The sequence below is a fragment of the Bacillus daqingensis genome (assembly GCF_042654445.1).
Lineage (GTDB): Bacteria > Bacillota > Bacilli > Bacillales > Salisediminibacteriaceae > Alkalicoccus > Alkalicoccus luteus.
This window is the reverse complement of record NZ_JBHSGK010000013.1, coordinates 154,094-165,984: the sequence shown is the minus strand read 5'-3', so window position 1 is coordinate 165,984 and position 11,891 is coordinate 154,094. Positions and strand designations below refer to the sequence as shown.

General features: G+C 46.8%; 15 protein-coding genes. 7 read left to right on the top strand and 8 right to left on the bottom strand.

Going from position 1 to position 11,891, the window contains the following annotated elements; all coding sequences use genetic code 11:
* Nucleotides 1-14 precede the first annotated feature (14 nt).
* From ACFO4L_RS12055 to ACFO4L_RS12040, 4 genes are all read right to left on the bottom strand, one after another.
* A complete protein-coding gene (locus ACFO4L_RS12055) occupies nt 15-836 on the bottom strand; it encodes an MBL fold metallo-hydrolase (protein ID WP_377909925.1) in 822 nt (273 codons plus the stop codon).
* 14 nt (nt 837-850) lie between these two features.
* Nucleotides 851-2,158: a cytochrome P450 gene (locus ACFO4L_RS12050; protein WP_377909924.1), complete on the bottom strand. Its 1,308-nt coding sequence runs from the start codon at nt 2,156-2,158 to the stop codon at nt 851-853.
* Between the two features lie 22 nt (nt 2,159-2,180).
* Nucleotides 2,181-3,695 (bottom strand): FAD-dependent oxidoreductase, encoded by a 1,515-nt coding sequence (locus tag ACFO4L_RS12045; RefSeq protein WP_377909923.1) that lies wholly within the window; start codon nt 3,693-3,695, stop codon nt 2,181-2,183.
* 759 nt (nt 3,696-4,454) lie between these two features.
* Nucleotides 4,455-4,595, bottom strand: coding sequence for a hypothetical protein (locus ACFO4L_RS12040; protein WP_377909922.1), 141 nt, complete (start codon nt 4,593-4,595; stop codon nt 4,455-4,457).
* Nucleotides 4,596-4,774: 179 nt separating this feature from the next.
* On the opposite strand from ACFO4L_RS12040, the gene ACFO4L_RS12035 reads away from it, so the two are divergent.
* The 4 genes from ACFO4L_RS12035 to ACFO4L_RS12020 are packed head-to-tail and all read left to right on the top strand — an operon-like array spanning nt 4,775 to nt 6,552.
* On the top strand, nt 4,775-4,975 hold the full coding sequence (locus ACFO4L_RS12035; protein WP_377909921.1) for a spore coat protein: 201 nt from the start codon (nt 4,775-4,777) through the stop codon (nt 4,973-4,975).
* A 33-nt stretch (nt 4,976-5,008) separates the two neighbouring features.
* A complete protein-coding gene (locus tag ACFO4L_RS12030) occupies nt 5,009-5,269 on the top strand; it encodes a spore coat protein (RefSeq protein WP_377910318.1) in 261 nt (86 codons plus the stop codon).
* Between the two features lie 27 nt (nt 5,270-5,296).
* The gene (locus ACFO4L_RS12025) at nt 5,297-6,169 is read left to right on the top strand and encodes a manganese catalase (RefSeq protein ID WP_377909920.1); all 873 of its coding nucleotides are present in this window, start codon (nt 5,297-5,299) and stop codon (nt 6,167-6,169) included.
* Between the two features lie 2 nt (nt 6,170-6,171).
* Nucleotides 6,172-6,552: a DUF2512 family protein gene (locus tag ACFO4L_RS12020; protein ID WP_377909919.1), complete on the top strand. Its 381-nt coding sequence runs from the start codon at nt 6,172-6,174 to the stop codon at nt 6,550-6,552.
* Between the two features lie 61 nt (nt 6,553-6,613).
* Here the strand turns inward: ACFO4L_RS12020 and ACFO4L_RS12015 are convergent, their stop codons facing one another.
* A complete protein-coding gene (locus tag ACFO4L_RS12015) occupies nt 6,614-7,000 on the bottom strand; it encodes a hypothetical protein (protein ID WP_377909918.1) in 387 nt (128 codons plus the stop codon).
* 51 nt (nt 7,001-7,051) lie between these two features.
* Here ACFO4L_RS12015 and ACFO4L_RS12010 point away from each other — a divergent pair, with 51 nt between their 5' ends.
* Complete coding sequence (locus tag ACFO4L_RS12010; RefSeq protein ID WP_377909917.1) at nt 7,052-7,765, top strand: YqjF family protein; 714 nt, start codon at nt 7,052-7,054, stop codon at nt 7,763-7,765.
* 29 nt (nt 7,766-7,794) lie between these two features.
* Here ACFO4L_RS12010 and ACFO4L_RS12005 read toward each other — a convergent pair whose 3' ends face one another.
* The gene (locus tag ACFO4L_RS12005; RefSeq protein WP_377909916.1) at nt 7,795-8,217 is read right to left on the bottom strand and encodes a CBS domain-containing protein; all 423 of its coding nucleotides are present in this window, start codon (nt 8,215-8,217) and stop codon (nt 7,795-7,797) included.
* 278 nt (nt 8,218-8,495) lie between these two features.
* Here ACFO4L_RS12005 and ACFO4L_RS12000 point away from each other — a divergent pair, with 278 nt between their 5' ends.
* Complete coding sequence (locus ACFO4L_RS12000; RefSeq protein ID WP_377909915.1) at nt 8,496-8,969, top strand: redoxin domain-containing protein; 474 nt, start codon at nt 8,496-8,498, stop codon at nt 8,967-8,969.
* Nucleotides 8,970-9,012: 43 nt separating this feature from the next.
* Here ACFO4L_RS12000 and ACFO4L_RS11995 read toward each other — a convergent pair whose 3' ends face one another.
* Nucleotides 9,013-9,300, bottom strand: a complete 288-nt coding sequence (locus ACFO4L_RS11995) for a hypothetical protein (RefSeq protein WP_377909914.1) — start codon at nt 9,298-9,300, stop codon at nt 9,013-9,015.
* 275 nt (nt 9,301-9,575) lie between these two features.
* Here ACFO4L_RS11995 and ACFO4L_RS11990 point away from each other — a divergent pair, with 275 nt between their 5' ends.
* Nucleotides 9,576-9,794, top strand: a complete 219-nt coding sequence (locus tag ACFO4L_RS11990) for a hypothetical protein (RefSeq protein WP_377909913.1) — start codon at nt 9,576-9,578, stop codon at nt 9,792-9,794.
* 802 nt (nt 9,795-10,596) lie between these two features.
* Here the strand turns inward: ACFO4L_RS11990 and ACFO4L_RS11985 are convergent.
* On the bottom strand, nt 10,597-11,877 hold the full coding sequence (locus ACFO4L_RS11985; RefSeq protein ID WP_377909912.1) for a GntP family permease: 1,281 nt from the start codon (nt 11,875-11,877) through the stop codon (nt 10,597-10,599).
* Nucleotides 11,878-11,891: the final 14 nt, after the last annotated feature.

Here is an 11,891-nt window from a genome sequence, read left to right as displayed (position 1 = left end):
GACAACCTCCCTGATTATCGTGGTAGATAGCGTCCTTTCTTCGGACACTCTTCTTGAAAGTGGTCGGAAAGGTTTCGTATAGCTTTCGAGACTGTACAACCATGAAGTGCTGTGCCATGACCGGCTCCGAGATGATGGACAGAAAGCTCCGCAAGCCGTTTCAGGGAGCGTTCTGCTTCCTCCCAGTCCGGGGTAAAATAGACCGGTGGAACAGTGACATGTTGATCCTGGGTCACAACATCCAGGAGGCGATCCTGTTTAACGGTGCAGACAGCGTCTCCGGCAATCAGTGTCCGGGATAATCCGTGATAAAACGAGACGTGGCCGGGCGTGTGACCAGGAGTATGAATCACTCTCCAGTCGTCTAAATATGGCACAGATCCATCTTCAGGAAGTGCTTTTGCTCCTTGTGGCGGCATATAGCTATACCGAGGGAAGAAGCGGGAGGCTTTTGCGATCAAGCCTCCTTGTACTGTCGGATCCGGCGCCGGATATGGTCGTTGATTGAGCACGTAAGGAAGTTCCTCCCGATGTGCAAAAACCGGCATCTGCCACCTTTCCACAAGTTCCTTTATTCCTCCTGTGTGGTCGAAGTGCCCGTGAGTAAGGAACAAAGCCGATGGCTCAGCGTCTTTTCCAAACACGTTTGCTGCTTCCCGGATAATTCGGCTCGCCGAACGGGGCATCCCGGCATCGACGATAACCCAGGTGTCAGGGTCGTGCTCGTCGAGAATGAAAAAGACGTTCACTATCTGATGAGTAAAATAATATACGTGATCCGTCAGCCACTCACCGCTGCCAGCTCTTTTTTCCATTGGATTCGGTTTTCTACCCATTCGGCATCCCTCATTTACGAATAAATAACGGTTTGCTGTCGGTTATGATCAATGATATTGCGGAGCGGCTGATCGATCTTTGCGACGTTCGTCACCACAAATCTGCTTTTTGGCAAGGTCGGCATCCGCTTTAAATCGTAATCCAGCTGCTGCTCCGGAACGTCGTAGCGGATTTGCGTCGTGATATATTCAAAAAAGGTCTTCATCACCATGACCGTTATCCATTCTCCGGCACAGCGATGCCCGGAGTGGTGATCACCGCCGCCCATCGGAATAAAAGAAAACGGACTCTCTTTCCAGTCCTTAAAGCGCTCCGGACGAAATTCTTCCGGCTTTTCCCAGTGGGAAGGATGATGATTTGTCCCATAGAAGTCCAATATACAGAGCTGACCTTTTTTAAAGGTGTAACCGTTCCACTCAAAAGTTTCTCTTGCGACAGCTCCCATCGCAGGGGCAAATGGATAGAAGCGACGCACTTCCTGGGTGAACATTTGCCCGTATTCATCTGTGTTATGCTGCAATCTGCGTTTGATTTCAGGATTTTCATGAATGGCTAATGCACCAAAAACGAGAAAATAAGCTGCTGCAATGAGCGGACGGAATGCGTTGCTTAAATCGACAGCTGCCGTGTGCACATCCAGCTTTTTGCCTTTATCATCGCGATGGTGAGCGACAATGTAAGCTGGTGTGTACGGGGGGGCGTGCAGCTTATTTCGACGAACTTGCCTGATGACATCTTTAAGCCAGTCTTCATGGCTTTCACGGGCTTTTTTGCCTTTTTTAAATTGAGCAGGATGTCCGCCGAAGGAATCGACCATGGCCCCCATTTCCCTAGCGCGGCTTACGGCTTCTTCCTCCTTAAGCGGGACTCCGGCCCAGCGGCATGCAGCACGGGTCAGGATCAGCTCCATTTCATCGTATAAAACGACCTGATCCATGTTGGTCCATTGCTCCGTGCGCGCCTCCAGCTCCTCTAACGAAATTCGCTTCATCTCTTCAATTCGCTCCGGTGTCATCATCGATAAAAACATGCGCTTACGCTGTTTATGATGCGTATCGTCCGTTCCATGAATCGCACCTTCGCCAGTCAGTGTTTGGCGGAGCGGCTTTGGGATAGCTTTTTTTCGCTGAAACTTCGATTCGTTGTAAAACAGCTTGGCCGCTTCCTCACCGCGAAATACGAGCGTTTTCTTTCCCATCAGACGTGTTTCAAACATGTCGGAGCGGAGCTTTTTTCTCCGATTTTCAAAAAATAGAAACCCTTCTTTCACTAGTGCAGCTGTACTGTCCAGTTCCTTCGTACGCGGTATTTTTTTAGTCAAAGCGAATCCCTCCGAAACGTTATTAGTCTTTGCGAGCCAGCGGTTTAACAGCAGGCCCTTCGATCACCTCGCCCCGGTAATCAAAACGGGATCCGTGGCACGGGCAGTCCCAGCTTCGTTCAGCTGCGTTCCAGACAACACCGCATTTCATGTGCGTACACGTTGGATCCAGCTGATAGAGCAGGCCCTTTTCATCCCGGTAAGCAGCCACATTGCCGTCCGCCGCGCGCATCAGTTTGCCTTCATCAGGCTGAAGTTCTACCGGATTTTCGCGCTTTCCAGGAAGATTGGAATGAACAAACTCTTTCGCATCGCTTGTCGTCTCCTTTATAAGCTTTGCTCCTGCCTCCTTTGTAATATGGGAGCGGGCCGGATCAAACAGATCTTCATAAGGGTGTGTCTTTTCATTTATAGCATCCGTGATGATCCTCGCTGCCACAAAGCTGTTTGTCATCCCCCATTTTTTATAACCGGTCGCAACATATATATCCGGATGATTTTTCGTGATGCGGCCGATATATGGAATACCATCAAGCGACGTAAGATCCTGAGCAGACCAGCGATAAGAGGCTTTGTCAGAACCTAATTGATAAAAAGCCTGCTCAGCAAGCGCTTCATATGCCTCTGCGGCATCCTTGGTGCCCGTTTTATGTCCTTGGCCGCCGACAAGCACATGGCGTTTTCCATCAATAGTTGCTTCCCGGAGCGACAATTTAGAGCCGTCAATGCCAAGCATCATATGCTGGTGGAGCGACTTGTCGGTTTCAACCGCAATCGTATAGGAGCGCTCCGGATGAAGTCTTGCAAAATAGAAGCCAAGCGAATCCTTAAACGGCACATGCGTCGCCATCACGACTTTATCGGCGGTAATGGTGCGGTTGGATTCCAGTGAGAGGGAGACAGGATTCTCCCCGTTGACGTCGGTAACGCGGGTGTTCTCGCAAATTGTCACGCCTAAATCCATCAGCCTGGATATGAGAAACGCTAAAAATTTGACCGGATGAAACTGGGCCTGGTCCGGCATACTGAGCGCAGCCTTTACCGGCACGGGCCAGTCTCCTTCTTCTGCATACGTACCAGGAATGTGCAGCTGCCGGTAGGCCTCAGCTTCCTCTTGCAGCAATTCTGCCCCCTGGTTAGTCTGGGCAAACAACGTTGCCTCCTGTTTCTCAAACTCACAGTCGATCGCATGGCGCTCCACTAAAAGCTGAAAGTCTGCGACCGCCTGTTGCTGGGCATCGAAATAACGTTTGGCTGTATCGGCTCCTTTTGTGCTCATCAGTTTGTGATACATCATTCCGTGCTGAGCAGATATTTTGGCAGTGGTATTGCCGGTTGTTCCCTCTCCAAGTCGATCGGCTTCAATTAACGTGACTTGTTTACCGTGTAAAGCGGTATAGTAAGCGGCTAATAAGCCGGTCAGGCCGCCGCCAATAACCGCAACGTCAGAGTGATTTTTGTCAAAGGTACTGGAGAAAGAAGGCAAAGCTTGGCGTAACCAATAGGATGTTGAATTGGTTGGCATGCGGAAAGGCATGTAGGAACTTCTCCTTTCGTGTTTACAGGGTAACCAATTGAATAATAAACAAAAGATTGAATATTGAGATAGTTTTTAGATGTATTCTTCCTTGTCTATCTGGTACTGAGAGCAAGCACAGCCTTTTATGACAAGACCTCCTTTTCTGAAATAACATATTCGCTTTTTCGAATAAAAAGACATTTTTTGTCTTTAACTTACATACTGTAAGCTGGTTACATAAATTATTACTAATGAACCAAGTCTATATAGCGGTTCTATTCGTAGTGTAACCGATTATAGTCTATTGAAAACCTTACAGACTGTGCCGTACAACGTGTGTACACCTCGTATAGAGGGGATTTAACGAGAATAGTAAAAAAACAAACTTATGGCTTACATTGTATTACAATCAAGTTACAAATAAATCCCATCATCTAATTAATCATATTTTTGCTAGGTATTAAGTCATGATAGATACTGCTTTATTATCAGAAAATTCCGCTAAGTCGTTGACATTTCAACATAATAAGCGCATGTTTACGAGACAATCCCACAATAATATACAAATTATATGCAAAGAGAGGTGTATATGACATTTCTAGTCGACGACTTAAATAACACAATTCATCATTCGAAGTTTGCTGGAGATAAATGTTTAACAGCACAACAAAAAACCGCCCCACAATCTTCGTGGAACGGTTCGACGAGTGAGAAGTATATTGATTATCTGCTCTCGAGTGGCTACAAAAAATGCTCAAATTGTTTTCAAACACTCGTTTAACGGTTGTTTTTCTCAGATTTGTCATCTGTATTTTCACGCTGAGGGCTCTCATCCTGATCCGGATCTTTCTGCTTAATGCGCTGTTCTTTGGATTCTTCCTGCTCCTGCTTTTTCGTCAGCTTTTTTCGATCGCTCATCTCTATCACCTCGCTTTCGTATTAGTGTGAGCATAGAAGACGAGCAAAAAGGAAGCAATGCTATTTCAATAAAATAAGTCGTCCTAACTATTTTTGGTATTAATGTTTATAAATTGAATTTATCAGGAATGGCGGCTTTTGAAAGCTCACAGCTAATACAAGAAGGGAGGTTGAGCAATATGGCCCGACACCAATATGCTCCGCACGAGATGATCGAAGTGCATGAAGTGCTGACGCTGAAAACATCTGCTCTAGCGAAAGGCTATGTGATGTACGATGCAGCTGTTAACGAGGAGCTAAAGGAGCTTCTGCAGGAAGGCATTGATGAAGGCGAAAATGCAGTTAAAGAACTTCAGCAGCTAATCAGTCAATCTAACTAGGAGGGGATAAGTGATGACTAATCCTAAAACGGTATTACCGATGAAGTAATTTCAACAGAAATGCTGCTAACCGCGAAGCAGGCTGTCCGCACGTACAGCGTAGCGATTACTGAAACGGCTTCGCCAGATATCCACAAGTTGTTAAAGGCCCAGTTGGATAAAGCGATTGAGATGCATCAAAAGTTAGCGCAGTTTTTAAACAAAAAGGGATACTATTATGCGTATGACCTGAATAAGCAGCAGGAACATGATGTCGAGAAAGTTGACAAACTATTTAAGAAGCTCGATCGGTAATTGTCATATAAAAAGGAGGTCCTTGCAATGTTCTACCATCAGAAAGAGCTTCAGTTTCATGCAAAACCTGATAAACCAGACCCAGTCATGGCTAAGCACCTTCAGGAGATTCTTGGCGGTCAGTTCGGTGAAATGTCGGTTGCGATGCAGTATTTATTTCAAGGTTTTAATACGAGAGGAAACGAACAGTATAAAGATCTTGTGATGAGCACTGGTACGGAAGAACTCGGCCATATTGAAATGATCGCTACCATGATAGCCCGTCTATTGGAAAATGCTCCTTTAGATCAGCTGGATCAAGCAGCAAAAGATCCGGTGATTGGAGCCGTGCTGTCCGGCATGAATCCTCATCATGCTATTGTGTCCGGCTTAGGCGCAACTCCTGAAAATAGCGCTGGTGTGCCTTGGAACGCTGGTTACATCGTGGCAAGTGGCAATTTACTAACCGATATGCGTGCAAACGTGAACGCAGAATCACAGGGACGTCTTCAGGTGGCTCGTCTGTATGAGATGACGAGTGATTCCGGAGTCAGAGAAATGCTCTCTTTTCTGCTGGCCCGTGATACGATGCATCAGAATCAATGGATGGCGGCTGTGAAGGAATTGGAAGAAAAAGATGGAATAATCGCGCCAGGTTCGGTGCCGTCGGAGTGGGAAGCGACAGAATTTTCGCATCAATATATGAACTTTTCGAGCGGTACCAGTAAAGATGATCAAGTCTGGTCTCAGGGGGAAGCACCGGATGGCGCTACTTTTGAGTATGTCGAGCACCCAACCCCGCATGCAGAAAAGCCGATCTTACAGCCGGTGCCCAATTTCACGCATAATACGCCCCCAACCGAAGATGAGAAGCAGCAAACTTCTTCGCTAAAAGAAATCTTTAAAAAGAAGGAGGAGTAAACATGGATCACCTTATTGCGATTGCATTGAAATTTATTGGAATTGGACTGGTTCTCTGGATTGTGATGGATTTAATTCTTGGAGTCCTCACATTTGGCACTGCTGTCACGATTGCAGCAGTGATCACTCTCCTGGCTTATATTGGGGACATCACCATCATGCCGAAAACGGCGAACATGACTGCCTGTATAGGAGATGCCGCGGCATCCTTCTTGATTATATGGGCGATGGGAGCCTGGATTGCGCAGCAGTCAGATGTTCTTGTATGGGGAGCGGCGGTTTCAGCTATTTTGATTGCTGTGATGGAATATCCGTACCATATTTATCTGAAGCGTAACGTACTCGGCAACAATACCCACCGTCCGGTCACTAATAATGGCTGAGTCCATTAAGCATCAAATAGCCGTCCAGCCATGGACGGCTTTCCCATTTATCCATGAAAAATCAGAGGAGCAATGTACCGATTGTCAGCAGGGTGATCATCACAAATACGTTGATGACTGGATAGAGCGCAGCAAGCAGCGTTTCCTGGTAGAAACGGACGTTAATCACAATAAATACGATATTTTGCACTAGGAATACGCTGATAACGTAGCCGATAAAGAAATCAAATAAGGCAAGTGATAGTTGGAGACCATACATGATTAGAAAAGACCCGGTCACAAACAGGAAGGCAGAAAGCTGATGCCAGCTGACGTGAAAGGACGCTTTCGTTAACGAGGTAGCATTTGATTTTCGCAGATTTTGAATAATACGTTTTTCCCCCCAGGCTGCATGGGAAAAGCACGTGACAATCGCTAATATGCCACTGAGAATAAATAAGCCGTTCAAGCTGATCACCTGCTTTTTAAAGAGATTGAATACGAAAGGGGTTCTTAAACCATGAAACGATTTTGGATTGGCCGACAGGACTGGAAGCATACGCTGTTTGTACACTACCGTATTCCGGTCGAACTGCTCCGCCCGCACGTGCCTGATGAATTGACCATTGAAGAGTACGACGGAAGTGCCTGGATCGGGATTGTCAGTTTTGAAGCTTCGGAAAATAAAATCCGGCTTGCAAGCGGTATTTCTGTCGTACCATCCTTTCTGGAACTCAACGTCCGCACGTATGTGAATTACGAAGGGGAGCGTGGTGTATACTTTTTAACGATGGATGCCAACTCGCTTACGGCCGTAAAAGGAGCAAGATGGCTGACGTCGCTCCCTTATTATGAAGCGATTATGAACATTCGCACGTCTGAAAACGGCTGCGATTTCACTTCCATCCGAAAAGGGAAGGAGAAAGATTCGGCTGTATTCACCGTCAGTGCGGCTAGTAAGGATGTCGTTTATCCTGCGGTAAAACATCCGATGACAGAATTTCTGATGGAACGATATGCACTGTTTACGACCATTAAAGGAGAGTTGTACAAAGGCCCTATTGAACATGGTGTCTGGCAGGTGAAGGATGCAGATATAGAAGTGTACAACAATTCATTGTTTGACTTTATCGATGGATTTACTCCAGAAGAACCGGTTGTACATCTGGCCGAAACGCAGCGCACTGGCTTTTATCCGTTTGAGCCGGTACAAAAAAATCAGCCGACGGAATGACGTCGGCTGATCGTGAATGGGCGATGGAACTAGTTGTTAGCATCGCCTTTTTTAATTTCCTGCTGTGCACCTCCGGCAATAGCAGGATTTTCATCCGCCGCAATGTCCCCTAAGCTGACGATACCCTGTACCTTATCGTGCTCTACTACGAGCAGCCGTTTAATTTGGTGATTCTGCATTAAAAGCGACGCTTCTTCCAAATCCATATCTGCGTTAGCCGTAATCACGGTTTCATTCATAATATCCTCTGCGCGAACCTTGTCGATCGAACCTTTTGCTAGACCTTTCACGACGATGTCGCGATCCGTTACCACCCCTGCGTACTTCTCATTTTTCAAAATTGGAAGAAAACCGGTGTCGTGTTCCGCCATCAGCTTCGCAAGATCCTCCAGCGTCGCATCTGTTTCTGCAGACTGAATTTCCGTATTCATAAATTCTTTAATTACACTCATGGTAAGCCTCCTTTTAAAATTTGATTCACGATACTCATTGCCGATTCAAGCAATAATAAACGGAATGTATAGATATTTATCAAAAATAAGACTATGTTATTCCTTATATTTAGAAAAAGATTGCTTAAGACTCAAAAAAGACAGGTGGCTTTAGCAGGGAGAGTTTCACAACATTTTTTTTAGTTGCTGCTTTAGGCTTAATGTTGGCAATGGAGGTTAACGCTTTGCAAATTGTGGGTAGCAGAGGCGATAGGGACAACTAGAAAGCAGGTGATCAAATGACAGTATCAGAAGGAAAACGTGTTCCGGAATTTACGCTGCCATCCACAAAGCGGAAAAGCATAGCGCTCTCTGATTATACGGGGGAGAAGCATGTGCTGCTCGTGTTTTTTCCGCTTGCCTTCACCCCTGGCTGAATCAGAGAATTGACCTCTTGGAAAGAGGCCTACGATTTTTTTGACGAACGCCAGATTGAAGTGCTCGGGATCAGCGTCGATCATATGTACACGCAAAACGTGTTTGAGGCAACGCTCGGGACGCTTCCATATCCGCTTTTGGCCGACTGGCATAAGACAACGGCTCGTGACTTTGGCGTTTTAGAGCCCGAAGACGAAGTATCCAGCCGTGCCTGTTTCTTAATCCACAGAGACGGCAGACTCGTCTATCGGAATGAAGCCTTCGACGCGGAAAATGACGATCATTATCAAGGAGTGTTTGAAGCCTGCCGAAAGCTGGAGAGCAGGCAATCCTAAAAAAAGCTGCTGCCAATTAAACGGCAGCAGCTTTTTAATATCGCTATCGATTCTCATTATCTTTATCGTGCGTAACGTCTGCCTTTTCCTCATCTGTTTCAGCGCGGCCTTCTTTAACCGGCTTCATCGTGCCTTCTTCTTTTGAAACTTTGGCAAAAAGCAACGACCCTAATCCCAGGGCAAGAACGACGAGAATCAGGATGTCGACAGCAACTTGTGCAGGTCCGCCAATCGGATGCTCCTGCGTCGTTGTGTAAATAAAATAAATGGCAGCGCCGACGATCATAACGACCGCAAACAGCGGTGTAATGCCTCTTATTAAACGGCTCACTAGAAACCCTCCTTCATGTGTGCTGATAGTACGTAAATTCCTGTAAAATGAATATTATATTCGCGTTTTTGTGTGATTCATACGAAAGCAACCCCTTTAATGGAAATTTGTAAGTATTTAAGCCTGGTTATATAGATGATTATCAGGTCATTTTCATCACTATTTGTTGAATAAACGTCTTTTTTGTGTGAAATTATGTATTAGAAAAGATTTACTTTTCTTTCTGTCCGCTTCCAACTATCATAATAGTATACTCATCGTTTGGAGGGGATACCATGTATATTCTTTTTCGTAACAGATGGGGAACGGATGAAATACTGACTCATACTGGGTTGGACATTCCGAAGGTTTTTGACTCGAAGGAGGAAGCGGAATTGATGGCAGCAGCGCTGAATAAATCGATCCGTCCTACCATGGAGTGGCAGGTCAGACAAGCGTCGACAGAAGAAGCGACGTCACCTGTGTCCGAGAAGCCGAAGGGAACATTTGCATAAACCGGTTCGCAGCCGTACAACAGCATACAGCAGATTCAATACTCTTACTCACTCTACTATTCACTCTACTTATTCTACTTCAATCGTCACCGCGACCAATCTGCAAAGGAGATCTCTGTTCTCCTATGAAAAGCTCAGGAGCCAATGTGCTCCTGAGTTTTTTTGCAGTGTGCAATGAGAGGGGCGAAGTAACACGAAAGTTTTCATTCTGGCTCACGAAGTTTTCATTTGGGGAGGGAAAGTTATTAAATGACGAGGCAAACATTTCATCCTCTGCGTCGAAGTTATCAGTGTTATCATTTGGCGTTCTATATAGCGAAAAAGTTATTAGTTGACCGAGCCAACTTTTCATTTGGTGCCGTCAACTTATCAAGATCCTTAAAGGAAGCTTCCGGGGTCCGGAAGCAATCTGCTCCAGTTGGAAAAGTTGAATATATTTCAGAAAAGATGAACGTTTCCGTCCGGCAGATGAACGTTTCTTCGTTATAGCAGTTCGAAGTTGATGCTCGTAAACAGTTAGATGCCGAAGTTAAAGCTTTCACCTGAAAAGTTGAACACCTTCATAGAAAAGATAATGATTTTACCAGAAAAGATGAACACCTTCCCAAGCAACACCCTTCGTAAGGAAGCTTCCGGTGCCCGGAAGCGATCCGTGCATTCGTGACAAAAGTTTATGGGAGAACGTACCTGCAGTCTAAAAAAAGCATGAATAAAAGCACCGCTGCCTGTCAGACAACGATGCTTTCGAAAAGCTGTTTTACATCGATTTGTTCCGGGAAAGATGAGCAGCGCTGCTATCATTTTACACCAAACCGATCATATACACGCCAATCGCAAACACAACCGATACGACCGGGATCGCGGCAGCTACGACGAAGATGTCTTTATAGCTGTCTTTATGGGTCATGCCGGTAACTGCCAATAGCGTTAATACAGCGCCGTTATGCGGCAGGGCGTCTAAACCGCCTGACGCAATCGAAGCAACGCGGTGAAACGCTTCCGGCGGAATGCCCGCCTGATTAGCCATCTCCAAATACTGGGCACCAAGCGCTTCAAGGGCGATGCCCATCCCGCCTGAGGCTGAGCCAGTGGCGCCTGCCATCAGGTTAACGGCAACCGCCTGGGAGATGAGCGGATTGCCGGGGATGCCCATGACAAGCTCGGACAGCCGATCAAAACCCGGAACTGCCTGCACAACCGTTCCGAATCCGACAGCGGCGCTTGTGTTAATGATCGCCACTACAGAGCCGCCGGCGCCTTCGTTCACGGCTTGCACGAATGACGCGTATTTTGAGATGTTAAATAGAAGAATGGAGGCGATCCCCGTCAGAAGAGCGACGACGATGTCCCAGCCGAACACGTTCAGCGTGAGTATAACGAGTGCAAGAGGAACAAAGGATAAAAGAATGCTCGGCATCTCTCCATCGGCTTTTTTCTGTTTTTCCTTCGGCTCGGTATACACCTCTCCCGCTTCACGCAGCTTCTGTTCGCGCCAGCGGAGGTAAAAATACCCGCCGAACATCATCACTGCCGCTGCTGTTAACCCCATTACAGGACCGGCCATCGCATTTGTGCCATAGTAGCCGGTTGGAATCAGGTTCTGGATTTGCGGCGAACCGGGCAGCGCCGTCATCGTAAACGTCAGTGCGCCGAGTGCAATGGTCGGCGGAATCAGGCGCCTCGGGATGTTTGCCTCGCGGAATAAAGGGAGAGCGAGCGGATAGACGGCGAACACGACGACGAAAAGGCTCACACCTCCGTACGTTAAAGCTGCAGCAGACAAGACGACACCGAGAATCGCCCGTTTGACGCCGATCGTTTTCGTAATCGCCGTTGCGACAGAGCGTGACATTCCGGTGACGTCCATCAGCTTTCCGAAAATGGCACCGAGCATAAAGACCGGAAACCAATCCTGTGCAAATCCGACAAACCCGCCCATATATGTATCGCGATAGGCATCGAGCAGGTCGAGTCCTCCGGTTAGAGCGACAATACCGGCTGCGATAGGTGCCACCCAGATGATGGACCAGCCGAGATAGGCGAGGACCATGATCGTAATTAATCCTAATAAAATTCCAAGCATGATGAAGCAGCCTC